Source organism: Geodermatophilus sabuli, from assembly GCF_010686765.1.
Lineage (GTDB): Bacteria > Actinomycetota > Actinomycetes > Mycobacteriales > Geodermatophilaceae > Geodermatophilus > Geodermatophilus sabuli_A.
In genome coordinates, this window is sequence record NZ_JAAGWF010000018.1 from 135,921 (window position 1) to 160,708 (window position 24,788).

Sequence of the window (24,788 nt, forward strand, 5' to 3'; positions counted from 1 at the left end):
GTCCCGCTCCCACCCAGAGAGAAGGTCCTCATGACTGCGCGGAACCTGCAGGAGATCCTCGACCAGGCCGGCAACACCGTCGAGCTGCTGCGCAACTCACCGGTCGGCCCGTACGTCTACCCCGTGGTCTCGCCCGAGTTCCACAACTGGCGCTCGGAGCAGCTCGCGTGGCGCAACTCGGTCGTGCTCATGGACCAGACGCACCACATGGACGCGGTCTACCTGCGTGGCGAGGACGCCTTCAGGCTGTTCTCCGACACCGCGATCACGAGCACCAAGTTCCCGGTCGGCGTGGCCAAGCAGTACATCCCCACGACGCCCGCCGGCCACGTCATCGGCGACGGCATCATGCACCGGGAGGCCGACGACGAGTTCATCTACGTCGGTCGCTCGCCCGCGGCCGACTGGTTGCTCTTCCAGGCCGAGACCGGCGGCTACGACGTCGACGTCGAGGTCGACCGCCGGTCGTCGTCCCACCCGCTCGGGACGGCGGCGTCCCGGCGGTTCTGGCGCTTCCAGATCCAGGGTCCGCGCGCCTGGGAGGTCATCGAGAAGGTCAACGGCGGCCCCGTCGAGCAGCTCAAGTTCTTCCACGAGGACCACATCACCATCGCAGGGGTGCGCGCCCGGACGCTCCGCCACGGCATGGCCGGCGCCGCCGGCCTGGAGCTGTGGGGGCCCTACGAGTCCTACCACCAGGTGCGGGACGCCATCCTCGAGGCGGGCGCCGAGTCCGGCATCGTCCCCGTCGGGTCGCGGGCCTATCCCCCGGCGGCCCTCGAGTCGGGTTGGGCGTCGGCGCCCCTGCCGGCGATCTACACCGGCGACGAGCTGCGCGCCTACCGGGAGTGGCTGCAGCCCGACAGCTACGAGGCCGTCCTCTCGCTGGCCGGCAGCTTCGTGTCCGAGGACATCGAGGACTACTACCTCACCCCCTGGGACCTCGGCTACGGCTCCTTCGTCAAGCTCGACCACGACTTCTCCGGCCGCGACGCGCTCGCCCAGATCGACCCGGCGTCCCAGCGGAAGAAGGTCACGCTGGAGTGGAACGCCGACGACGTCAAGAAGATCCTGGGGTCCGTCGTCGACGTCGACGGCCCGCAGTACAAGTACCTCGACCTGCCCCTGGCCAACTACGGTTACGCGGGGTACGACACGGTGCTCGACGCCGACGGGAACCAGGTGGGGCTGTCGCTGAACAACGTCGGGTACACGGCGAACGAGCGGCGCGTCCTGTCCATGGGGACCGTCGACCCGAGCGTGCCCGAGGGCGCCGAGCTGCAACTGATCTGGGGCGAGCCGGACGGCGGGACCCGCAAGACCAACGTCGAGCCGCACGAGCAGTGCACCGTGCGGGTCGTCGTCAGTCCGGCACCCTTCTCCTCGGTGGCCCGCGCCGAGTACCAGGCCGGCTGGCGGACGGGCTTCGCCGACCTCGCGCCCGCCCAGTAGGAGGAGCGGTCACGGGCTCGGGACCTCGTCGTGCGGGGTCCCGAGCCCGTCCGTCCCCCAGCCGTCGACGACCATCCCCAGGAGTGCCCGTGACGACCCTCTCGACCCGACGCCGAACCGACCACGCGGACACGGCAGGGGTCACGCCATGATCGCCCGGCCCGTCCTCCCGCCGTTCCCGACCTCGATCGTGGGGAGCCTCCCGCAACCGGACTGGCTCATCGACCGGGAGCGGCTCGCGCACCGCTTCCCGCCGAGGGTCCGGGCCCGTGAGCTCTGGCGGGTGGCGCCGGAGCACCTGGGCGAGGCGCACGACGACGCCACGCGGTTGGCGATCCGGTCACAGGAAGAGGCCGGGCTCGACATCGTCACCGACGGGGAGATCCGCCGGGAGTCCTACTCCAACCACTTCGCCACGGCCCTGGACGGGGTCGACGTCGACGACCCCGGGACCGCTCTGGACCGATCGGGCCACCCCAACCCGGTGCCCCGGGTGGTCGGCGGGATCTCCCGGCCCAGACCCGTCCAGGTGGACGACGTCCGGTTTCTCCGCGGACACACGGACCGCACCGTCAAGATCACCGTGCCTGGCCCGTTCACCATGTCCCAACAGGCCCAGGACGAGCACTACCCGGACCCGCGCAGCCTGGCCCTGGCCTACGCCGAGGTCGTCCGTGCCGAGATCGCCGACCTCTTCGCTGCCGGCGCCGACATCGTGCAGGTGGACGAGCCCTACCTGCAGGCTCGGCCCGAGGCGGCCCGCGCCTACGGCGCTGAGGCCCTGACCCGCGCACTCGAGGGTGCCGCCGGGACCACCGCCGTGCACATCTGCTTCGGCTACGCCGCCATCATCCACGAGCGCCCCGAGGGCTACTCGTTCCTCGCGGAACTGGCCGACACGCCGGTCGATCAGGTGTCCGTCGAGACCGCCCAGTCCCACCTCGACCCCACGAGCCTGCGGCCGCTGCGGGGCAAGGGCGTCATCCTGGGCGTCCTGGACCTGTCCACCCCGGACGTGGAGACCCCGGAGACCGTGACCGAGCGGGTCCGGCGAGTTCTCGACGTGGTCGATGCGGACGAGCTCGTGCTGTCCAGCGACTGTGGTCTCAAGTACCTCCCGCGGGCTTCGGCCGAGGGCAAGATGCGGTCCCTCGTCGCAGCCGCCGCCGCACTGCGGCTGGAACTGTGACCGCCCCGGCCGCGCCGCGGGGACGAGTCGGCGTCCATGCCTCTCACCTCTCGTCGGAGCGCCCCGTGCCCGGTCGGCTGCGGGGGCGATCGTCCGGGTAGCGAGCACCGCGCGGCCGACCGGGCACGGGGTGGAGGACCCGCTCGTGCTCAGTCGGCGCCGGGCGAGACGGTGGTCCGCGGCGCGCCGGGACGCTCGACGTAGGGCCGGGCCTCCGCCGCGGAGACGTGCACGGTGAGCGAGCCGATGCGGCTGATCTCGACCTCGACCACGTCTCCGTCGGCCACGGGACCGACACCCGCCGGCGTGCCGGTCAGGATGACGTCGCCCGGCCACAGGGTCATCACCGAACTGGCGTAGGACACCAGTTCGGCCACCCCGAAGAGGAGGTCGGCCGTCGACGTCCGCTGACGGACCTCGCCGTTGACCCGGCAGACGAGCTCGAGGTCCCCGGGTGACGGGATCTCGTCGGCCGTCACGACCACCGGGCCGAGGGGCGTGAAGGTCTCGAACGACTTCCGGGTGGACCGGTCCTCCGTCGAGCGCACCGTCATGTCCAGGCCGCAGGTGTAGCCGAACACGTGGTCCAGGGCGTCCGGCACCGGGACGTGGCGGGCCGTCTGCCCGATGACGACCGTCAGCTCGCCCTCCTGGTCGGTGCGCTTGTCCGAGTACGGCAGCAGGACCGTTCCCCCGTGGCCGATGACCGACGACGAGGCCTTGAGGAACACCCCCAGGTCGGCGATCGAGTGGGTCTCGGACATCTCGGCCTTGTGGTCGAGGTAGTTGACCGGAGCGCCGATGACCTTCCCGGGACGCGGCAACGGTGGACGGATGAGCACCTCGGCCAGAGGCCGGGACGGCAGGCCGGCGATCCGGTCGGCCGTGAGCTCGCCGCTGCTGCCGGCGTCGAGCAGCCGCTGCAGGGGGCCGCCTGGTGACGCGCCCCCGGGGACCAGGGACGTGACGTCGGTGACCGTGCCTTCGTGGGCCACACCGAGACGGTCGTCGTCGAAGACGAGGAAACGCACCGATCCCCCTACGACTGGCTGCCGCGCTCGGGCAGTTCCTCGCGCAGGAATCCCAGGGCGCGCAGGACCGGCTCGTTCGTCCAGCTGAACAGGAACGCGTCCTCGGTGCCGCTGTCGTTGCGCAGCTCGAAGTCCGCCCATGGCGGGACCGCGAAGACGTCCTTGTCGGTCCAGTCGAGGTGCTGGTCTCCCACCAGCGCCGTGCCGGTTCCGCGGACGACGTGGTAGATCGCGCTCGTCGTCCGCCTGGTGCGCGCCCCTCGGAAGCCCGGCCGCAGGCGGCTGATCCGGCACGACATCGTCGGCACGACCGGCCCTCCGGTGAGCGGGTTCTTGTACTCCAGGATGATGCCCTCGACCTCGCTGCCGACCGCGTCGTCCGCGATCGCGTCGAAGGCCCGCGAGGTCTCTGCCCACGGGTAGTTGCCGACGGGCGAGGACGACGTGTGCGGCACCGCCCAGGCCGGCGAGAGCTGGCCGTGGATGAACTGACGCGAGGAGAGGTCGTCGGGGACCGTGCTCTTCTGTGTCCGCTCCCCGTAGAGCTCGAAGAAGTTCGCGTCGAAGGCGTTGGTGATCGGGTAGTCCAGGGCGTCGAGCCAGATCATGGGCGCGTCGCCTTCGTGCTCGTGGTCGTGCCAGTGCCACCCGGGGGTCATCAACAGGTCGCCGGGGTGCATGTGCACCCGCTCTCCGTTGACCGTCGTGTAGGCACCCGTTCCCTCGATGACGTACCGGAAGGCGTTCGAGGTGTGCCGGTGCGCCTGTGCCGTCTCCCCGGGGCCGATGATCTGCAGTCCCGCGTAGAGCGAGGTGGTGGTGGCGGGTGGCTCGGTGAGCTCCGGGTTGACCAGCATGAGGACCCGCCGCTCGGCCTCCTCGAGCGAGCACGTCTCCAGGAAGTGGTGCAGGTAGGGCCGCAGCGCCGCGTACCGCCACAGGTAGGGCACGGCCTTGGGCTTCGGCTGCGCCGGCAGCACGTCGCCGAAGTACCGCCACAGCGGAGCCGCGCCCAGCTGGGCGATCGCCTGGTAGGGGTCCGGCGTCGACGGCGCACCCATCCCCCCGGCGATGGCTTCCTCGGTGGGCATCGTCGATCCTCCTCGGCTGGCTGAGCCATGTCGGGCTGGTGCCACGGACAGCATGGCGCGTATGTAAAGATATACATACCTTGCTGGCAGCGCCAGCCTGCTCCGGTCCCCCATCCGGCCGGCCGGCGCCTGCAGCGACGCGCCCCTGCACCGCCTGCTCGGACCGTCCGCGGCCACAGGTCGGTTCGGGCTGCGGATCAGCGTGCGGGGCGCGCCGGGACACTCGGCGGGACGGTCAGGGCGATCAGAGCTGTGGCGACCCGCCGACCGCCAGCGCAGCGTGACCGTCGGGATCGGCGCTGTTCCGGCCCTCGTCCCCCGCAGGACCCGTGGCGCTCCCACCGGTCTCGGGCCCGGGCGCATGGGCGGCCGCGAGTCGCGGGTGCAGCCGCTCGAGGAGGTCCATCCCCTCCCGCGCCCAGGCCGCCTCACCGCGAGCGCGCAGGATCATGCCGGCGTAGGCGTACGCCTTGAACGCGACCGCGGCCTCGTGCTCCTCCGGAGGAATGTGCTCCAGGCGCGCCTTCAGCAGCGGGTTGTCGCGCGCCAGGATGCCGTCGCGGGCTCGCTCGTAGACGGCGGTCGCCTCGGTGAAGTGGCGTTCGTGCGCCTCCAGTTGCGCGTACGCGGCCTCGGGCTCGGCCCATTCGAAGTACGAGGCCCGCAGCCGATAGGGGTCACGGTCCCGGCGCGGCTCCTCGACGGTGTTGAGCCACTCCCGCAGCTGCTGCTTGCCCGCCTCGGTGATGGTGTACAGCGTCTTCTTGCCCCGCGCACCCCGGGCGATCTCCTCGCCCTCGACCAGTCCAGCCGCCTCGAGCCGGCGCAGCTCGGGGTAGATCTGCGTGTGCGGCGCGTGCCAGATGTAGCCCACGGAGACGTCGAACTGCCGCATGACGTCGAAGCCGGTCATCGGCTTGGCCGTCAACAGCGCGAGCAACGCCAGTCGCAGGTGCACCGCGCCCCCTTCCAGACCGACCACCGATGACCCGGGACCAGCGTAGCTGCGGGTGCGCGGGTCACCCTCGCCTCACATCCGTGCGGGCGGCGCCCACACCCGCGCCTCCCGAGAGCTGGGCCCACCTGTTCCGCCCCCTGCTCGGGGGCTGGTCCAGCAGACCAGCAGCAGGGCCCTCACCGGCCAAGTGGACGCCGGCGCCCGCCGTTCAGCCCCCGCCGCGAAGCGCGAGATCCGCCTGCTCGGAGCGCACGGTGGGGTCGATCTTGCAGTCCAGGAGGAACGGCCCGGACGGTCGCCCGAGCCAGCGGGCGAACGAGCCCTCGAGGTCCTGGACGGAGCGCACGGTCTGGGCCGGGATCCCCAGGGCCGCCGCGATCCCGGCGAAGTCGCGGGTACCGAACTGCACGAGGTCGACGGGCTCTCCCTCGGGGCCGAAGTGGTGGACCTCGGCTCCGTAGGCCCCGTCGTCCATCACCACCACCAGCAGGGGTCTCCCGCTCCGCGAGACCGTGTCCAGCTCCCCGAGCGACATGGCGGCGCCGCCGTCCCCGACGACCGCCACGGTCAGCCGGTCCGGCCGGGCGATGGAGGCACCGAGTGCCGTTGCGAGGCCCAGCCCGACGGACTGGAAGCTCTGGGTGAAGACGAACGCCGACGCATCCGGGACGGTGAGGTGACGCATGGCGTACCAGATGAAGTGCCCGCTGTCCGGGGCGATCGCCCGCTGAGGCGGCAGCAGCTGCTCGAGCGCCTCCATCAGGGCCCCCGGGTGCACGTGGTCGCCGGGGACCCCCGGCGACTGGTCCCATCCCGGCGAGGCCGCCAGCGGGAGGAGGGAGGCGTCCGCCCGGAAGCCACCGGGCGAGGACGGCTCCGGGACGACCTGCAGCAAGGCCTCGGCCGTCGTGCGGGCGTCCCCGAGGACGACCGCGGCGGCGGGCCGGTGACGACCGAAGGCCGCCGGGTCGACGTCGCACTGCACCACGGGCGTCGCACGATGGATCGCCTCGCCGTGGCCGGTCGTCCAGTGGTTCAGGCTGGCGCCGAACGCGAGCACGAGGTCGGCCTGGCTCAGCAGCCCGCGCACCCGGGGGGAGGCGAAGCCACCGCACAGACCGACGGACCAGGGGTCGTCCGCGAACAGCCCGTGGGCCTGGGCCGTCGTCGCGAGCAGGGCGCCGGTTCGATCGGCCAACCGCCTCAGCGCCGGACCGGCGTCAGCGCGGACCGCCCCGAGTCCGCCGAGCACGAGCGGCCGCTGCGCGGAGGCCAGGAGAGCGGCCGCTCGACCGAGGGCGTCAGCTGCCGGCGGGCCGGCCGGCGGAACGCCCTCATCCACGCTCGGCGGCAGCTCGCAGCGCTCCACCTGGACGTCGACGGGCAGCGCCAGCAGCACCGGACGTCGCTCAGCAGCAGCCTGACGCCAGGCCCGCAGCGTCTCGCGCACCGCCGTCGCCCCCCGCTCGACCCGGACGACGCCGGCACCGGCCGCGGTGGCCAGCGCCTCGGAGCCGAACCGCTGGTTGGCATGCGTCGCCGTCGTGGCCACCTCACCGGCGATGACGAGCATCGGCGTGCGGGCGCGAACGGCCTCGACGAGCCCGGTGAGGGCGTTCGTCAGACCCGGCCCCTGGTGCACGGAGCAGACACCCATCCGGCCCGTGACCCTCGCCCAGGCGTCTGCCATGACCACGACCGCAGTCTCGTGGCGGGCCGCGTGGTGGGTGACACCGTGCCTGCTCACGAGGCGCTCGGCGATGTGGAAGTTGCCAGACCCGAGGAGGCCGAAGGCCGTGTCGACCCCCAGACCCGCCAGTGTGGCCGCGACGGCCTCGTACGCCGGCACCGTTCCCGACTGCTCCGCGTCCCCCACGACCGTCTCCTCGTGTCCTCGTGCGCTGCTGGAGCGTCGGCGAGCCGGCCGACGTGGTGACCGACCGGAGTCGACCCACTGTCGTCCCTTGACCAATGTATGTAGCAGCATACATAGTGCCCGTCATCACAGTGGCACGTGATCGGCGCCGGCTCCCTGCGACCGCAGACGGCCAGATCGCGTGCCCTACGCCCGCCATCATGGAGGAGAACAGATGAGGCTCGGTCCGCGGTGTGCACGGGCCCGGAACGTGGTCGGCGGGCTCGCCGTCGTGGCGCTGACGGCGACGGCCTGTGGCGGCGACGACGCAGACAGCGGTGGTGGTGGCGGTGACACCGGCGCGCCGACGACCATCAACGTCGGGACCCTGCCGACGGCGAACGCGGCGGCCATGTACCTCGGCATCCAGGAGGGCTTCTTCGAGGAGGAGGGCCTCACCATCGAGCCGACGACGCTCGGCACCGGCCAGGAGATCGTCGTCGGGCTCGTGTCCGGGGACTTCGACTTCGGCTTCATCGGCTACATCTCCGCGGGCGTCGCGGCCAGCCAGAACGTGCCGGTCTGCGTGCTCACCGCCAGCGATGCCGCCGGCACGACCCCCGAGGACGACTGGCAGGTCATGGTCGCCGGCGGCGACAGCCCGATCAACGGCCCGCAGGACCTCCCGGGCAAGACCATCGGCGTCAACGCCCTGGGCACCGTCGCGGAGATCATGATCAAGGCCGCGCTGGAGAAGGACGGCGTGGACCCGCAGTCCATCGAGCTCCTCGAGGTCCCCTTCCCGGAGGTGCCCGCCGCGATCGCGGCCGGCCGCATCGACGCCGGCTTCACCGCCGAGCCCTTCGTGACGCAGGTCCTCGACGCCGGCGGCAAGGTGGTGATGGCGCCGCAGTCCTCGCTCGCCCCGGAGTACCCCAACGGCTCCTACTCCACGAGCCAGCAGTACTACGAGGGCAACACCGACGTGGTCGAGCGCTTCACCACGGCCATGAACCGGTCACTGGACCACGCCCGGGAGAACCCCGCCGCCGTGCGGGAGATCATCCCCACCTACACCCAGATCCCGCCGGAGCTGGCCGACCGGATCCGCCTGCCCGTGTTCACCTCCGAGCTCGACGAGGAGGCCATCGACGAGCAGCTCGGATTCGTCGAGCAGTTCGGCGTGGCCGCCGATGCGCCCTCAGCCGATGAGCTGATCTGCGGCGAGTGACCACGACCTGCCGCGCCGGGGGTCACGCCCCCGGCGCGGAGCGACGAGCCCGCAACCGGTCGTCGCCGACGCACAGAGGGTCGAGGTGGCTGTCCACGTCCTCCCCCGTGCACGAGGCGGCTGACACCGTCTCGTGGGGCGCGCCTCGTGTGGACAGGACCAGTGGTGACGACCTCTGTCCGGCGCGACGCGGCGAACGACATCGATGGCCACCAGGAGCGCCACCACGCCGGTGACGTCCTCCGCAGGATGCGCTACGGGAGGACTCCGGCGGCACGCGCGGCACGCAGCCACGACGGGAACTCGCCGAGCAACCGGTCGTAGAGCACCGAGTCCGCGACGTCGTCGATGTCATCGACCGCGAAGAACCCGACGTTGTCGACCCGCCGCCCGGACATCTCGTCCAAGGCCTCCAGCACTCCGTACTTGCCCCGCCTGCCCAAGCCGACGAACTGCCAGAAGACGGGGTCGTCCACCGCGGCGCGCAGCTCCGCCTCGATGGCCGCGTTGCGGTAGACACCGCCGTCGGAGAAGAACAGGACCAGCGTGGGTGCGGCGCTCGGATGCGCACGGACGAACGCGCGCACCTCCGCGATGACCTTGTGTTCCTCGTTCTGGATCCCGATCTGGCGCATGTCGAGCTGACCGGGACGCAGTCCCTTCGCCGGCCGTTTCCGGCCGAACCCCATCGCGCCCACGCGGACGTGCAGCTCGAGCCACTCGGGCAGCTCACCGATGTGCAGGTCCGGGAGCTGCGCACAGTTCGTCGCGAAGGTCCACGCCTGCATCTGGCCGTCGTCATCGAGTTGGGCGGCGACCGCGGCCATCCGCTCGACGACGTTCGTTACCGTGCCCTTGTCGTAGAGCCTCGACATGGACCCGGATGCGTCGAGCACCAGGATCACCCGCGCTACGGCGTCAGGGGCGCCGTGCTTGGTGAGGCTGATCGCGACCTGTTGCTTGCGCAGCGACAGCCGTTTGCGCATGTCGACCGGTAGCCGCTCCTCCCCCTTGCTCAGTCGCACAGCCGCTGCCCCCGATGGCGCAGACGCCACCGGGGGCGGATCTGGTCGTGGGGAGGCCGGCTGCCCGGTCGCGAGAGATGCGGACACGGGCTCATCGACGCTGACCCCGAAGTCGCGGGCGAGCCCTTCCAGGCCGGAGTCGTAACCCTGTCCGATCGCACGCAGCTTCCACTGCCCGGCCCTGCGATACAGCTCCCCGGCGACCATCGCCGTCTCCGAAGCCGCCGTCATCGTGAACGTCGTCACCGGCACACCGGTCGCCGTCCGCACCGAGAGCCTGAGGCCGGGAACCTGCCCGAACGTGCCGCCGTCTGCCGAAGCAGCGATCATCACCCGATCGATCGCGGTCTCCAACGCCGGCAGCTGGACCCGGATCGTGTCCCTGGCCACGAGACCGGTTCGCTTGCCCTCGTGGTGGACAGCGCCGCTCGGGTGCTCGGGCTGGTTGTAGAAGACGAAGTCGGCGTCACTGCGTACCCGGCCCGCGGCAGTGAGCAGCACGCCGGAGACGTCCACGTCGGGGACCCCCGGCCCGGGACGCCACTCCAGCGTGACCTCGAGTGCGCCGGCCGGCACAGCGCAGTTCGCCCCCGGCACCAGCTCCGTCATGGCAGCAAGTCTGTCCCAGCCGGTCATTGACCACCGGGCAACGCGGTCAGCGGAGATGTCACGCCTGTGACGTCGCGTCCGACGATCCGCGGCCTCGGCACTGCCGATGGCCCCCGCCGGAAGGCCGCATGCGCCAACAGCTGTGGATGACGCCGCACGACCCCCGACCTCCACGGGACGGGATCGGGGCGGCGAGGCTGACGACTTCACCGCCAGCTACGCCGAACTGCTCGCCCGGGCCCACGTCGCCGCCGTCCTGCGGGACGACCAGCCCAGGGCTGTCAGCCAGCTTCCCCGGACCGCGTCGCGGGTCACGTGCCACTCAGGTGCCGGGCGGCGTTGACCAGGCCGACGTGGCTGAACGCCTGGGGGGTGTTGCCGAGCTGGCGTCCGGTGGTCGTGTCGTACTCCTCGGCGAGCAGCCCGAGGTCGCTGCGAAGGCCCAGCAGTCGTTCGAAGAGCCGCCTGGCCTCCGCGGTCCGGCCGATGCCGTGCAGCGCCTCCACCAGCCAGAAGCTGCAGATCAGGAAGGTGCCCTCGTCGCCGGGCAGGCCGTCGACGCCTCCGTCGGCCTCCACCCGGTAGCGCAGCAGCAACCCGTCCTCGGCGAGCTCCCGCTGGACGGCGTCCACCGTGCCGGCGACCCGGGGGTCGCCCCAGCCGAGGAACCCGACCCGCGGGATGAGCAGCAGCGCGGCGTCCAGGCCGGAGGAGCCGTAGAACTGGGTGAAGGTCCCGCGGTCGGTGTCGAACCCCTTGGTGCAGACCTCGTCGTGGATCTCCTGACGCAGACTCCGCCAGCGGTCGACCGGGCCGTCGAGCCCGTGGTCCTCGACCGCGCGCACGGCGCGGTCAACGCCCGCCCACGCCATGACCTTCGAGTGGACGAAGGGACGGCGCGGGCCGCGGACCTCCCAGAGGCTGTTGTCAGCCTGGTCCCACGCGCCCTCCAGGTAGTCCATCAGCTCCTTCTGCAGCTGCCAGTGGTCCTCGGTGCTCGCCAGCCCCGCCTCCCGGGACAGGTGCAGCCCGTCGAGGACCTCCCCCCACACGTCGAGCTGGAACTGGGCGGCTGCGGCGTTGCCGACCCGAACCGGCGCGGACCCCTCGTAGCCGGGCAGCCACGGCAGCTCGTACTCCGGGATCCGGCGGGACCCGTCCAGCGCGTACATGATGCGCAGGTCCTTGGCGTCGCCGGCCACCGCCCGCAGCAACCACTCCCGCCAGGCGTGCGCCTCGGCGGTGTACCCGGTGCCGAGCAGGGACTGCAGCGTGAACGTGGCGTCGCGCAGCCAGCAGAACCGGTAGTCCCAGTTGCGCGAGCCGCCGAGCTGCTCGGGCAGCGACGTGGTCGCGGCCGCGACGATCCCACCGGTCGGGGCGTAGGTCAGCGCCTTGAGGGTGAGCAGCGACCGGCGGACGGCGTCCCCCCACTCCCCCTCGTACGTGCAGTGGCTCATCCACTCGGCCCAGAAGGACTCCGTCCCCTCGAGGGCATGGTCCGCGTCGACCGGCACCGGCCGCGGCAGGTGTGAGGCGTGGTGGGTGAGCACGAAGGGCACCCGCTCCCCTGCGGCCACCTCGAACTCGCCGTGGGTGGCCAGCTCGTGACCCTGGAGGCTGACCGGGGTGCGCAGCCAGACGGCGTCCGGGCCGGCCACCGCGGCGAGGTCGCCGTCGACCCGGCGCACCCACGGGAGCAGGTGGCCGTAGTCGAAGCGCAGGACCAGCTCCGTGCGCATCGGCACCCGGCCGGACACGCCTTCGACGATGCGGACGACGTCGGCCGCCTCCCCGCGAGGAGGCATCAGGTCGAGCACCCGGACGGTTCCGGTTGCGGTGTCCCACTCGGTCTCCAGGATGAGCGAGTCCCCGCGGTACCGGCGTCGCGTGCAGACCCCGCCGGTGGCCGGTGCGAGCAGCCACCGGCCGGCCGACTCGTCCCCCAGCAGAGCGGCGAAGCAGGCAGCGGAGTCGAAGCGGGGCAGGCACAGCCAGTCGATCGACCCATCTCGCCCCACGAGGGCCGCGGTCTGCAGGTCCCCGATCAGCCCGTAGTCCTCGATCCGGCCGGGCATGGCCGCACCTCGCTTCCTGGCAGTCGTCGTCGGTGGTCAGGCGGTCAGTTCGAGGACCACCTCGATGTCGTCGTCCTCCGGCCGGAACGCTTCGCGGAAGGAGTCCAGCGGGAGCCGGCGGGAGATCAGCTCCTGCAGCCACCGGAGATCGGCGGCGGCGAGCGCCTGCGCGGCCTGCGCGTAGTGGTCGAGGTCGGTGTTGACCGCTCCGACGACGAGGGCACCGGGCAGGGCACTGGGTCCCCCACGTCGACAACGGCCACCGGATCGGCGACCCCAGGGATGACGGTCAGCGCGCGCAGGTCGTCCTCCATCCGTCGGGCTACCGCCGGCAGCCGGTTGACGTGGTGATCGGCTGCCCCGATGCTCCGCTACCCGGAGTCAGGCGGCGACACGACGAGGGTGGCTGCGACTCCGTGCTGGGGGCGCCCGATGCCACCTCGTGATGGACAACGGCATGCCGGCGCTGTCGTGGCTGTCTCTCAGCCCGTGGGGTCTGACGGGGTCGTCTGCGCCGTTCGGTCCGCAGCAGCCGACCGTTCGCCGACGTCAACGCCGTTCCCGCCGAGCCGTCCGACGTTCCCGGCACGGTCGGCCTGCTCGCCGTCGCGGCGCTGCTCGCCCCGCCCGGTGCCGGCGCTCCGCCCGCCGGGATCTGCTCACCCGAGCTTCCTCCGCCTCACCCTCGCGATCGTCGACGACCTGATGGCCGTGCGTCGCCATACCGTCGGTCAGCGTGTCACGACCTCGTGACGATTCCGGTCGTCGCGCGGCGGCGGTCGGGTCGCCGTGCCTGACTGAGGGGCATGGACCGCCTCGGCCGCGGCGGAGCCTACGTCTGGGCCCGGCTGCGCAGCTCCCTGTGGCCTCTCCCGGTGTTGGCCATCGTGCTGGCCATCGGCCTGGGCATCGGCCTCCCGGCGCTGGACCAGGTGCTGGAACAGCCGGGCGGGGAGCACCCGCTGACCCTGGTCTTCGGCGGTGGCCCATCCGCTGCCAGGGACGTGCTGACCTCGATCGCTGGCTCCCTCATCTCGGTCACCGGTCTGACGTTCTCGTTCACAGTGGTGGCCCTGCAACTGAGCAGCAGTCAGCACTCGCCCCGCCTGTTGCAGACCTTCGTCACGGACAGGGTCGTGCAGACCACCCTGGCTCTGCTCGTCGGCACGTTCGTCTACGCCCTCACGGTGCTGCGGACGGTACGGACCGAGGAGTCGGCCGGACCCACGTTCGTGCCGCGGCTGTCGGTCACCGCGGGGTTCGTCCTCACCCTCATGAGCGTCGTCGGCCTGGTGCTGTTCCTGGGCCACCTGGCCCGCTCCCTGCGCGTGGAGACCATGCTCCGCGATGTCTCCGACGAGGCTCGTGCCACCTTCGGCCGGGCTCTGCCGGCCGACGGGGACGACTCGGGTGCTCGCGGGATCAGCGTCTCCTCCGAGCCCTCCACTGCGGTGTGCGCGCGGAGGAGCGGCTTCGTGACGGACGTGGACGGCGACCGGATCGCCGCTGCTGCCGCGACCGCTGGTGCCACCGTCGTCCTGGAACCGCGGATCGGCGACTCCGTCGTCGCCGGCACTCCGGTCGCCCACGTCTGGCCGTGCCCGCCCGGTGCGGTGGTCGACCTCGACGCCGTGCAACAGTCCCTCGACCGTGACGTGCAACTGGAGTACGAGCGCACGCCGCACCGGGATGTCGCCTACAGCCTCCGCAAGGTCGTCGACATCGCCGTCCGTGCGCTCTCCCCCGGGACGAACGACCCGACGACGGCGGTGCACGCGCTGTCCCACGTCTCCGCCCTGCTCGGTGAGCTCGCGACGCATCCCCTGCGGCCCGTCCCCTTCCGTGACGAGGACGGCGTCGTGCGTCTGGTCCTTCCGCAGTGGGACGTCCATTCCCTCGTCCGGCTGGGGTTGGAGGAGCCGCTTCACTTCGGCGAGGGCCAGCCGGCTGTGCTCCGCCGCCTCGCCCGCCTCCTCCGGGAACTGGCATGGCGAGCGCCCGGAGGATCGCTCGACGAGGTGATCCGCCGGTACATGGAGCGGGTCGTCTGCCTCGCGGAGGAGTCCACCGACGTGGACGCAGCCGAGACAGGTGCATGGCGACAGCAGCTGACAGACGCACTGGCCGGACGGTGGCCGCCGCCGACCTGACGGATCGCCCCCGTGCGCACCCGCTCGACGGATGGGAGAGGTCTCATCTCGGTCCCGTGTCCAGAAGCCGGAGGGGCCAGCTCCAGCGCCGTCACGGCCAGCGCGGACAGGCCCGACCATGACTGACCTCCGCGCACAGCCCCCGCCGCCTCTCCCGCAGGGGGCTGTGGTGCGTTGCACCGCGCTCAAGCCTCGGCGAGGCGGTAGCCCATGCCGTGGAGGGTCTCGATGCGGTCGGCGCCAGGACACGGTGATCTCCGGCGCCCACGGGCCGTCGCATGGACGGGCACGAGGGGTTCGGTGGGGTGACGGACCGGACGCCGACTTCTCAGCTCCCGGTCTTCTGGCGATACATGGCGGCGTCGGCGCGTGCGATCAGATCGGTCGGCTCGTCGGCGTCACGAGGAAAGAGTGCGGCGCCGGAGCTGGCACTGAGGTGGATCGTGGCGTCGGCCAGCTGGAGTGGGTGGTCGAGGGCGGCGTGGAGGTGCTCCTGGACCCGACGGACGGTCTCCTCGGCGGTGGGGGATCCACCGAGCACTGTCGCCGTCGCTTCTGCCGGAGGCAGTCCGGCGAGCACGACGAGGAACTCGTCGCCGCCGAGCCGTCCGAGGAGGTCACCGGCGCGAACCGCCGATCGGAGGCGGCGGGCGGCCCAGGTGAGGGCCGAGTCGCCTGCGGCATGGCCGAGGCGGTCGTTGATGGCTTTGAACCCGTTCAGGTCCAGCATGAGGGCGGCGACGCTCGTGCCGCTCCGACGGGCCCGCCTCAGCTCCAGCTGGAGGTGCTCGAGGATGTGCGCCCGGTTGGGCAGGGCGGTGAGCTGGTCGTGGTGCGCGAGGTAGGTGGTGCGTCGCTCGCGGTCGATCCGCGCCGTGACGTCGAGCTGGTTGCCGATGTAGTGAGTGACTTCGCCGGAAGCATTCATGACCGGGCTGATGTGCAACTCGTTCCAGAAGGCCGAGCCGTCGCGCCGGTAGTTGAGCAGGACGGTGTGGACGTCGTTGCCGGCGAGGATCCGGCGGCGGATCGGCTGGACCTGGCTGGGGTCGGTGGCCGGGCCCTGGAGGAAGCGGCAGTTCCGGCCGAGGACCTCGGCTTCGTCGTAGCCGGTCATGCGCAGGAACGCCGCGTTGGCGTAGACCAACGGGAGGTCGGGCCCCGACGCATCCGCGATGACGATGCCGTTGCTCGCGGTCGCGATGGCCCGCCACAGCAGCTCAGGCAGGTCACCTGCCGTCAACCGCGGGGCATCCGGGGTCGCCCTGATCGCTGCTGGCGTCGGCTTCGCAGCCGGGCCGTCGGGCTTCGGGCGCACCCTGTCGAGCAACAGGCCCGCGGCGTGCAGCACCCGTTGCCGGTCGTAGGTCAGCACGTAGTCCAGCCGGCGACCCCCGTGCCCCACCGGGCCCGCCGCCGATGACGGGGAGGGGCCCTCGTCGGCTGGAACGTCGCGAGCAGCCAGCGCGGCGGCGAAGTGTGGGCTGACGATGGCGACCACCCACTGCGCGGCAAGCGGGTCGTCGGCCGCCAGGGCCGTGCCGTGGACCCCGGGCGCGGGTTCATCGGGCATTCCCGCCCCGGTGACCGCCGTCAGTGCCGAGACCCCCGCCAGCGTCTCGTACCGGCGGCGGGTCGCCGGCGTCATCGCATCCGCGTGCTGGAAGTTCGCCAGCACGACCGTCTGCTCGTCCAGCAGCAGCGCCTGGCGTTCCAGCTGTCGGGTCATCGAGGCGACCAGCGCCAGGGTGCCGCGCTGACCGGTGACGGTTGCGCTGATCAGGTCGTACGGAGTGTGCGCCGCTGCCGCGGAGCCGGGGACGATGGCCGGAGGCGGTGGCGGGATGGCCAGCGCGGACATGCCGGTGACCACCAGCCGACCGGGACGTCCGAACATCCAGCCCTGCCCCAGTCGAGCGCCCATGGCCAGTGCGCGCTCGAGCTGCTGCTCGTTCTCGATGCCCTCGGCGAGCAGGACCGCGCCGGACCGCTCGGCCTCCGCGCGGACCGCGTTGACCACGGCGGCTGCCCGCAGGGTGGTGTGCCCGCGGACCAGGGCGAGATCGAGCTTGATGACGTCGGGTCGGAGGAAGGACATCAGCGCCAGTCCCTTGGGGTCCGCGCCGACGTCGTCCAGGGCGACGCCCCAGCCGAGGTCGCGGACCCCGCGGATGCCGCGCACGAGTTCGGCGGGTCGCTCCAGCAAGTCGCGCTCGGTGACCTCCAGCACGACGCGCACGTTCTCTGCCGTGAGCTCCGCCAGCTCGGCCAGCCGCCCAGGGGTCAGTGCCGACAGGGTGGCGGGCTCGATGTTGACGAACACGGTGACAGCCTCGGAGCTGTGCCCAGCACCCCGCAGTGCGGCCCGGAGACACGCCTCGTCGAGTTGGACGACGCTCCCGGACTCCCTCGCGGCGGCGAAGAGGTCTCTGGCCGACTCCCGCGGCCCTGGCTCGCCCCGGGACAGTGCCTCGACGGCCACCAGCGCCCCGTCCCGGAGGTCGACGATGGGTTGGTACACCGAGTGCACCGCCCACCCTGGAGCATCGGGCGGCGTCACCTCCAGCAGCCTCCCACGGCCTCCGATGCTGCGCTCGTGCCGCCCCGCAGGCTCAGCCGGCCGTCGAGGGTGCACGTCCGGACCCGCTCAGCGTGGTCGCGGTCCCGGTCAGCACCCGCGAGGCGCAGCCGTGCCACCGTCTCGCAGCGATGCCTGGAGTTCGTCGGGCTCGGTGACGACAGCCGAGCAACGGACGACCCGTGCCCCCCTCGAGGCGTACGTGCGCCGCGACCAGGGGTGGGCCGCGGGGTGCGGCTCATCGAGCGGAGCGCACGACGCGACCCTGGTGGACGTGCTCGCCGACCCTGCCGAGCGTCGTCGTCAACGGGCACATCGGTGTGGCGCAGCCTTCGGCGGCGGCGGGCCTCAGCTCCCAGAGTCCGTCCGGTGTCCGGACGTCCGGGACCAGCTGACACGGCGACCCGCATCAGGGGTTCTCCATGGCCAGCCCGAGAACTCATACCCGACACCGAACGCTGACCTGCGGTTGTGCTCCCCCGATTGGACTCGAACCAATAACCCTGCGATTAACAGTCGCATGCTCTGCCAATTGAGCTACGGGGGACCGGCGGGACGGACCCGCGCGCCTCGACGAGGGTACCCCACGGCTCCCGGCGTCCCGCGGAGGCTCCTCCACGTCGCGCGGCCCGGTCCACCCGGTTACCGTGATCATCCCTTTCCCTCGCAACAGCTGGAGGTCCCCCGTGGCGAAGCTGTCCTTCCTCGCCGGCTTCGGTGCCGGGTACGTGCTCGGTGCCAAGGCCGGGCAGGAGCGTTACGAGCAGATCAAGAAGGCGTGGGAGAACGCCAAGGACAACCCGCAGTTCCAGGGCGTGGCCGGTATGGCCCAGGCCCGGGCGGACGGCGTCGTGAACTCCGTGAAGGCGCGCATGGGCATCGACACGTCGTCGTCGGGCGGCGGCTCGAGCTCGGCGGGCAGCGTCTCGGTCAAGCCCGCCAGCGGCGGCGCCCCGCCGCCCATGGCCGGGTAGGACCCGGGTCAGTCCGGCCGGTCGCCCGCGACCGCCTCCGCCAGCTTCTGGCGCGCGGCCTCGCGGGCGGCCGGGTCGGTGCGGTCGGCATCGTCGTCGAAGACGACGGTCCACTCGCGCGCGGCCTGGCCGGGCACCCGCCGGGCGACGAGCAGGACCCCACCGCTCCCGGGCAGCGGCGACCGCCGGCTGGCCACCACCGTCTGGTCGACCCGTCGGCGGACGACGGCCGGCAGGTCACCGGAGTCGGCGAGCACGTGCCGCTCGACCGGCAGCCGTGCCTGGACGCCGGGCTCGACCTCGGTGAGCCGGATGACCTCGAACCGGCCGCCCCCGTCACCGGTCGCGGTCCAGCGGGCCGAGGCCACCTCGTGCCACGGCAGGACGCCGCCGTCCGACGCGTCGGGCTCCGCCGGCACCTGCCGCAGCCCGCGCGAGGTGGCGACCAGCCAGCCCCCGTCGCGCACCAGCTCCCCCCATGCGAGGACCCGCTCATCGGCGTCGGGCGACGCGGCGACCACGGCGTGGACCCGCTCCGGCGGCCGGGCGAACCGCCGGCGGACGCGCTCGACCAGGGTCACCGGGCCAGCCCGCCCATCGCCCGCTGGCGCAGCGAGATGGCCTGCTGCTCGAGCGCCATCAGCTGGCCGAAGGCCCGCATGTACTCGTCGGCGGACTCGACCGGGTTCATCCGCTGCAGCTTCCCCTTGAGCGCGGCCACCCGGCGCACCGTGTGCATCTCCTCCAGCCGGGCCAGCACCGCGGCGACGTAGCCGGCGTCGGCCTCGGCCGCCGAGCGCAGCGGCTCCACGGCCAGGGCGGTCAGCGAGGCCCGGGCGGAGTCGCTGGAGCAGTGCGCGGCGACCTCGTCCAGCCAGGCCGGTCCGGTGACGCGGGTGGCCGCCGCTCCCCCGGCGCCCGCGACCGCCGCGGCCACCGCGGCGTGGTCCGGGTCGGTGTAGGCCTCGACCGGGATGGCGTCGAACGAGGGCCCGGCGAGCTCGGGCACCTGCAGCGCCGCCTTCACCGCCTCCCGCTCGACGGTCACCGCCGCGTCGTCCGGCGTCCGCGTCGTCGCCCGGGGCCTGGACCGTTGGGGGGTGTTCCCCTCGCCGGTCAGCCGGCGGACCCGCTCCTGCACCTCGGTCTCGTCGGTGTTGCCGATCATCCCGGCCAGCTGGCGGGCGTAGGCGGGCCGCAGCGCCTGGTCCTTGATCTGCGCGACCAGCGGCACGGTCTTCTCCAGCGCGGCGACCCGGCCCTCGACGGTGTCGAGGTCGTAGCCGGCCAGCGTCGTCTTCAGGACGAACGCGATCAGCGGCGTCCGGCGGGCCACCAGGTCGCGCACGGCCGCGTCCCCGTGCGCCTGCCGCAGCTCGCACGGGTCCCGGCCGTCGGGCTCGACGGCGACGAAGGTCTGGCCGACGAACCGCTGGTCCTCGGCGAAGGTCTTCATCGCCGCGGCCTGGCCCGCGGCGTCCCCGTCGAAGGTGTAGATGACCTCGCCGCGGAACTCGTCCTGGTCCATCAGCAACCGGCGGAGCACTCCGATGTGCTCCGCCCCGAACGCCGTGCCGCAGGACGCCACGGCGGTGGTCACCCCGGCGAGGTGACAGGCCATGACGTCGGTGTAGCCCTCGACGACGACGGCCTGGTGGCGGCGGGCGATGTCGCGCTTGGCCCGGTCGACGCCGTAGAGGACGGTGCTCTTCTTGTAGAGCGGGGTCTCCGGTGTGTTGAGGTACTTCGGGCCCGGGTCGTCGTCCATCAGCTTGCGCGCGCCGAAGCCGATGACGTCGCCGGTGATGTCGCGGATCGGCCACACCAGCCGCCGGTGGAACCGGTCGATCAGGGTGCCCCGGGAGGACTCCTTGGCCAGGCCGCCGGTGACCAGCTCAGCCTGGGTGAAGCCCTGCGCGCGCAGGTGACGGGTGAGCCCGTCCCAGCCGCCGGGGGCGAAGCCGCAGCCGAAGTCGAGGGCCACCTGCCGGTCGAAGCCGCGGTCGGCGAGGAACTGCCGCGCCGGTGCGGCGTCGGGGGTGCCCAGTTGCTCGGCGTAGAAGGCCGCGGCGGCGGTGTTGGCCGCGACCAGCCGGGCCCGCTGGCCGGCCTGCGCGCGGTCGGGGGCACCGGTCGGGCGGCCGCCGTCGTCCTCGTAGTGCAGCTCGACGTTGGCCCGCCCGGCCAGCAGCTCGACGGCCTCGGTGAAGGACAGGTGGTCGATCTGCTGCACGAAGGAGATGACGTCGCCACCCACCCCGCACCCGAAACAGTGGAAGAGGTTCCTCGTCGGGGTCACCTGGAACGACGGCGACTTCTCGTCGTGGAACGGGCACAGGCCCTTGAGGCTGCCACCGCCGGCCCGCTTGAGCTGCAGGTGCTCGCCGACGATGTCGTCGATCTTCGACCGCTCGCGGACCAGGGCGATGTCAGCGGCGCGGATCCGGCCTCGTCCGGCCATCAGCTGCCTCCTGCCACGGCTCCGCCGGTGACCGCGGCGGTGGTGGCCGCCTCGTCGCGGCGGCTCATGACCAATGCCAGCCAGAGCAGGAAGACCTGGTGGTCCAGCGACAGCGCGTCGTCGGCGGTCAGGGTCGGGCGCGGTGACCAGCCGCCGGTCGTGCCCGTCTCGGCGACCACCCGCTTCCCGTCGAGGTACCGGTACCCGCCCTTCCAGCGGGAGACCACCTCGGCGTGCAGGAGGGTGCCGGCCAGGTCGACCTCCCACGTGCCCTTCCAGAACGACGTCTGCCGGGCCGACAGCCGGACGGCGTCCTCCGGCTCGCTCGCCCAGCGGCCGGTCAGTGCCCGCTTGCGCTTGGCCAGCACCCACTCGCGGTCGCCGACGACGGCCGTGGCCGCCTCCTTCCAGCTCGACGCGCGCAGGACCGCCACGACGGCACCGTCGCGCAGCACCGGCAGCTCGCCCTTCGCTGTGCCGGCCGAGCCGGCCTTGCCCAGTTCCAGCACGGATCCTCCTCGGTCAGCCGATCCCGGGTGCGCCGGCGACGCTCTCGCCGGTCACGCGGTAGAGCAGGTAGGCCGCCGTCTCGCGGAGGATGTACCGGAACTGCGTCGTCCGGGTCTGCACCGCCGGCCCCTGCCGGGTGGGGGAGCTGTCGGCGGTGATCCCGGCGTCCTCGGCCATCCGCTCGGCGCGCATGGCGTGCCACGGGTCGGTCACCAGGACGGCGGAGACCCAGCCGCGCTCGTCGAAGGCGGCCGACACCGCGCGCATGCTCTCCAGGGTGTCCACGCCGTGCTCGACGGCGAGCAGCGCGTCGGCCGGCACCCCGGCCTCGCCCAGGTAGTCCCGCCCGGCCTCGGCCTCCGTGAACTGGTCACCGGCGGCCTTGCCACCCACCGTCACGACGACCGGCGCGACACCGGCCTCGTACAGGCGAAGGGCGTGCTCCAGCCGGGCCTCGAAGATCGACGACGGGACGCCGTTGTACTGCGCCGACCCGAGCACGACGATCGCGTCCGACACCGGCCGGGCGTCCTGCCGCGCCGTCCACCAGATCGCCGCCGCGGTCGAGCCGACCAGCAGGACGAACGCCAGCACGAGCGCGCCGACGACCCGGCCCACCAGGCTCCCGATCCGCACCCCCACGCGTCATGGGTACCACGCGCCACCGTGGGCGGACCCGGTGCAGGGACCCGCGGCGAGCCTGCGAGTCGTGGGGGGCACCGGGGCACTCGTTCAGGAGCCGGCGCGCTCGCCTCCCAGCGCGGCGCGGGCGGCCTCCAGCCGGGCGACCGGCACGCGGAACGGCGAGCAGGAGACGTAGTCCAGCCCGACGGCGTGGAAGAAGTGCACGGAGTCGGGGTCGCCGCCGTGCTCGCCGCAGACCCCGAGCTTGAGCTCCGGCCGGGCCCGGCGGCCGCCCTCGACGGCGATCTCGACCAGCCGGCCGACGCCCTCGCGGTCGAGGGACTCGAACGGCGAGACGCCGAAGATGCCCTTGTCCAGGTAGGCGTGGAAGAACGCCGCCTCGACGTCGTCGCGGGAGAAACCCCAGGTCATCTGGGTGAGGTCGTTGGTGCCGAAGGAGAAGAACTCCGCCGACGGGGCGATCTCGTCCGCGGTCAGCGCCGCGCGGGGCACCTCGATCATGGTGCCGATCAGGGCGCGGACGTCCACGCCGTGGCTCTCGCACACGTCGGCCAGGACCTGCTCGGACTCCTCCCGGATCGCTTCGAGCTCCTGCACCGCGCCGACCAGCGGGATCATGATCTCCGGCCGCGGGTCGCCGCCGGCCTCCCGGCACTCCGACGCCGCCTCGGCGATGGCCCGCACCTGCATCGCGAACAGGCCGGGGACCACCAGGCCCAGCCGGACCCCGCGCAGCCCCAGCATCGGATTGGACTCGTGCAGCCGGCGGACGGCGGTCAGCAACCGCAGCGTGCCCTCGTCCGCGTGGCCCTTGGCCTCGGCGACCGCCACCCGTACCGACAGCTCGGTCAGGTCGGGGAGGAACTCGTGCAGCGGCGGGTCGAGCAGCCGGACGGTCACCGGCAGGCCGTCCATCGCCTCGAAGATCTCCAGGAAGTCCTGCTTCTGCAGCGGCTCCAGGGCGTCGAGGGCGGCCTGCCGCTCGTCGTCGCCCTCGGCGAGGATCAGCTTCTCCACCAGCTGGCGCCGGTCACCGAGGAACATGTGCTCGGTCCGGCACAGCCCGATGCCCTCGGCGCCGAACCGCCGCGCCCGTGCCGAGTCCTCCGGGGTGTCGGCGTTGGTGCGCACGCCCAGCCGCCGCACCTCGTCGGCGTGGGCGAGGATCCGGTGCACGCTGCGGACGAGGTCGTCGGCGTCCTCGGCGTCCGGGTCGAGCTCGCCCTCGAAGTAGCGGACCACCGACGACGGCTCGACCGGCACCTCGCCCAGCCACACCTTGCCGGTGGACCCGTCGATGGAGATGACGTCGCCCTCGCGGACGACCGTGCCGTCCGGCGCGGTGAACTGCCTGTTCTTGGTGTCGACCTGCAGCTCCTCGGCGCCGCAGACGCAGGTCTTGCCCATGCCGCGGGCGACGACGGCGGCGTGCGAGGTCTTGCCGCCCCGGCTGGTCAGCACGCCCTGCGCGGCGATCATGCCGGAGAGGTCGTCAGGGTTGGTCTCGCGACGGACCAGGACGACGGCCTCGCCGCGCTTCTCCCACGCGACGGCCTCCTCCGAGGAGAAGACCGCCTTGCCGACGGCGGCACCGGGCGAGGCGTTCATGCCCTGGGTGAGCTGCTGGGCGTCCCCGCCGGAGACGAACCGCGGGAACATCAGCTGGGCGAGCTGGTCTCCGGTCACCCGGCGGACGGCCTCGTCCATGTCGATGAGGCCCTCGTCGACCAGCTGGGTGGCGATGACGAACGCGGCCCCGGCGGTGCGCTTGCCCACGCGGGTCTGCAGCATCCAGAGCTTGTTGCGCTCGATGGTGAACTCGATGTCGCAGAGGTCGCGGTAGTGCGACTCCAGCCGGGACATCGTCTGCATGAGCTCCTCGTAGGCGCTCCGGTCGATGGCCTCGAGGTCGGCGAGCGGCACGGTGTTGCGGATGCCGGCCACGACGTCCTCGCCCTGCGCGTTCTGCAGGTAGTCGCCGTACACGCCCTGCGCCCCGCTGCCCGGGTCGCGGGTGAACGCCACCCCGGTGCCGGAGTCCTCCCCCAGGTTGCCGAAGACCATGGCGCAGACGTTGACCGCGGTGCCGGCGTCACTGGGGATGCGCTCCCGGCGGCGGTAGATGACCGCCCGGTCGGAGTTCCACGAGTCGAAGACGGCGTTGATCGCCATGTCCATCTGCTCACGCGGGTCCATCGGGAAGTCGCGGCCGCACTGCTCGGCGACGATGGCCTTGAACCGGCGGACGACGTCGGCCAGGTGCCCGGCGTCCAGGTCGAGGTCGAGCTCGGTGCCCTGCTCGGCCTTGACCTCGTCGAGGGCGTGCTCGAACAGCTCGCCGTCGATGCCGAGCACCGTCTTGCCGAACATCTGGATCAGCCGGCGGTAGGAGTCCCACGCGAAGCGCTCGCTGCCCGACTGCCGTGCCAGCCCCTGCACCGAGTCGTCGTTGAGGCCCACGTTGAGGACCGTCTCCATCATCCCCGGCATGGACGCCGCGGCTCCGGAGCGCACCGACACGAGCAGCGGGTCGTCGGCGTCCCCGAGGGTCTTGCCCATCGCCTGCTCCAGCGTGCGCAGGTGCTCGGTCACCTGGTCGGCCAGCTCCGGCGGGGTGCTGCCGTGCTCCAAGTAGTAGCGGCAGGCATCGGTGGTGATGGTGAACCCGGGCGGCACCGGCAGCCCGAGGTTGGTCATCTCCGCGAGGTTCGCGCCCTTCCCGCCCAGCAGGTCCCTCTGGTCCTTGCTGCCCTCGCTGAAGTCGTAGACCCAGGTCCTCGCCCCGGTTCCGCCCACCGTGCACCTCCGTGCTCGTCCACCGGCCAGCTCCCCGCCGGGGCAGCCGATCGATCCCCCGGCGGACACGGCCCCGACGCGTGACGCCACCGTCGGCGGTAGACGTCTGATACGTCCTGTCGGGACCTAGACCGGGATCCTGTCCCACCGGGACG

The 24,788-nt window shown here is 72.3% G+C and carries 18 protein-coding genes and 1 tRNA gene; 5 read left to right on the forward strand and 14 right to left on the reverse strand.

All coding sequences use genetic code 11. The features are described from left to right. The first annotated feature begins 30 nt into the window (after positions 1-30). Both ligM and GCU56_RS16605 read left to right on the forward strand, forming a co-directional pair. A complete protein-coding gene (ligM, locus tag GCU56_RS16600; protein WP_163482853.1) occupies positions 31-1,452 on the forward strand; it encodes a vanillate/3-O-methylgallate O-demethylase in 1,422 nt (473 codons plus the stop codon). A 148-nt stretch (positions 1,453-1,600) separates the two neighbouring features. Continuing rightward, on the forward strand, positions 1,601-2,641 hold the full coding sequence (locus GCU56_RS16605) for a uroporphyrinogen decarboxylase family protein (protein ID WP_163482854.1): 1,041 nt from the start codon (positions 1,601-1,603) through the stop codon (positions 2,639-2,641). Positions 2,642-2,790: 149 nt separating this feature from the next. On the opposite strand, the gene GCU56_RS16610 is transcribed toward GCU56_RS16605, so the two are convergent. The 4 genes from GCU56_RS16610 to GCU56_RS16625 form a co-directional block, all read right to left on the reverse strand. Continuing rightward, a complete protein-coding gene (locus GCU56_RS16610) occupies positions 2,791-3,672 on the reverse strand; it encodes a fumarylacetoacetate hydrolase family protein (protein WP_204332235.1) in 882 nt (293 codons plus the stop codon). Between the two features lie 8 nt (positions 3,673-3,680). Continuing rightward, positions 3,681-4,763, reverse strand: coding sequence for a cupin domain-containing protein (locus tag GCU56_RS16615; protein ID WP_204332236.1), 1,083 nt, complete (start codon positions 4,761-4,763; stop codon positions 3,681-3,683). Positions 4,764-5,007: 244 nt separating this feature from the next. Further along, on the reverse strand, positions 5,008-5,721 hold the full coding sequence (locus GCU56_RS16620; protein WP_163482856.1) for a helix-turn-helix transcriptional regulator: 714 nt from the start codon (positions 5,719-5,721) through the stop codon (positions 5,008-5,010). 208 nt (positions 5,722-5,929) lie between these two features. After that, positions 5,930-7,597: a thiamine pyrophosphate-binding protein gene (locus tag GCU56_RS16625; protein WP_204332237.1), complete on the reverse strand. Its 1,668-nt coding sequence runs from the start codon at positions 7,595-7,597 to the stop codon at positions 5,930-5,932. 214 nt (positions 7,598-7,811) lie between these two features. On the opposite strand from GCU56_RS16625, the gene GCU56_RS16630 reads away from it, so the two are divergent. Beyond that, the gene (locus GCU56_RS16630; protein WP_163482858.1) at positions 7,812-8,807 is read left to right on the forward strand and encodes an ABC transporter substrate-binding protein; all 996 of its coding nucleotides are present in this window, start codon (positions 7,812-7,814) and stop codon (positions 8,805-8,807) included. 254 nt (positions 8,808-9,061) lie between these two features. On the opposite strand, the gene GCU56_RS16635 is transcribed toward GCU56_RS16630, so the two are convergent. The 3 genes from GCU56_RS16635 to GCU56_RS25510 form a co-directional block, all read right to left on the reverse strand. Further along, a complete protein-coding gene (locus tag GCU56_RS16635) occupies positions 9,062-10,441 on the reverse strand; it encodes a VWA domain-containing protein (protein ID WP_163482859.1) in 1,380 nt (459 codons plus the stop codon). A 311-nt stretch (positions 10,442-10,752) separates the two neighbouring features. Continuing rightward, on the reverse strand, positions 10,753-12,519 hold the full coding sequence (locus GCU56_RS16640; RefSeq protein ID WP_163482860.1) for a glycoside hydrolase family 15 protein: 1,767 nt from the start codon (positions 12,517-12,519) through the stop codon (positions 10,753-10,755). A 36-nt stretch (positions 12,520-12,555) separates the two neighbouring features. Beyond that, a complete protein-coding gene (locus GCU56_RS25510; protein ID WP_163482897.1) occupies positions 12,556-12,750 on the reverse strand; it encodes a hypothetical protein in 195 nt (64 codons plus the stop codon). Positions 12,751-13,325: 575 nt separating this feature from the next. On the opposite strand from GCU56_RS25510, the gene GCU56_RS16650 reads away from it, so the two are divergent. Next, on the forward strand, positions 13,326-14,669 hold the full coding sequence (locus GCU56_RS16650; protein WP_163482861.1) for a DUF2254 domain-containing protein: 1,344 nt from the start codon (positions 13,326-13,328) through the stop codon (positions 14,667-14,669). 328 nt (positions 14,670-14,997) lie between these two features. Here the strand turns inward: GCU56_RS16650 and GCU56_RS16655 are convergent, their stop codons facing one another. Both GCU56_RS16655 and GCU56_RS16660 read right to left on the reverse strand, forming a co-directional pair. Then, positions 14,998-17,190 carry a diguanylate cyclase domain-containing protein gene (locus tag GCU56_RS16655; protein ID WP_163482862.1) on the reverse strand — a complete coding sequence of 731 codons (2,193 nt, stop codon included), beginning with the start codon at positions 17,188-17,190 and terminating at the stop codon, positions 14,998-15,000. Between the two features lie 531 nt (positions 17,191-17,721). Further along, positions 17,722-17,794: transfer RNA gene (locus tag GCU56_RS16660), tRNA-Asn, on the reverse strand. A gap of 139 nt (positions 17,795-17,933) precedes the next feature. Between GCU56_RS16660 and GCU56_RS24110 the strand changes: the two genes are divergently transcribed. Further along, the gene (locus tag GCU56_RS24110) at positions 17,934-18,221 is read left to right on the forward strand and encodes a hypothetical protein (protein ID WP_239522400.1); all 288 of its coding nucleotides are present in this window, start codon (positions 17,934-17,936) and stop codon (positions 18,219-18,221) included. 8 nt (positions 18,222-18,229) lie between these two features. Here the strand turns inward: GCU56_RS24110 and GCU56_RS16670 are convergent, their stop codons facing one another. The 5 genes from GCU56_RS16670 to ppdK form a co-directional block, all read right to left on the reverse strand. Continuing rightward, positions 18,230-18,802 carry a hypothetical protein gene (locus GCU56_RS16670; RefSeq protein WP_163482863.1) on the reverse strand — a complete coding sequence of 191 codons (573 nt, stop codon included), beginning with the start codon at positions 18,800-18,802 and terminating at the stop codon, positions 18,230-18,232. After that, complete coding sequence (gene dnaG / locus GCU56_RS16675; protein WP_163482864.1) at positions 18,799-20,682, reverse strand: DNA primase; 1,884 nt, start codon at positions 20,680-20,682, stop codon at positions 18,799-18,801. Before dnaG ends, GCU56_RS16670 begins: the two co-directional genes overlap by 4 nt. After that, the gene (locus tag GCU56_RS16680) at positions 20,682-21,191 is read right to left on the reverse strand and encodes a hypothetical protein (RefSeq protein ID WP_163482865.1); all 510 of its coding nucleotides are present in this window, start codon (positions 21,189-21,191) and stop codon (positions 20,682-20,684) included. Before GCU56_RS16680 ends, dnaG begins: the two co-directional genes overlap by 1 nt. Positions 21,192-21,204: 13 nt before the next feature. After that, on the reverse strand, positions 21,205-21,834 hold the full coding sequence (locus GCU56_RS16685) for an ElyC/SanA/YdcF family protein (protein ID WP_163482866.1): 630 nt from the start codon (positions 21,832-21,834) through the stop codon (positions 21,205-21,207). Positions 21,835-21,924: 90 nt separating this feature from the next. Next, positions 21,925-24,633 carry a pyruvate, phosphate dikinase gene (gene ppdK / locus GCU56_RS16690; protein WP_163482867.1) on the reverse strand — a complete coding sequence of 903 codons (2,709 nt, stop codon included), beginning with the start codon at positions 24,631-24,633 and terminating at the stop codon, positions 21,925-21,927. Between the last annotated feature and the right edge of the window lie 155 nt (positions 24,634-24,788).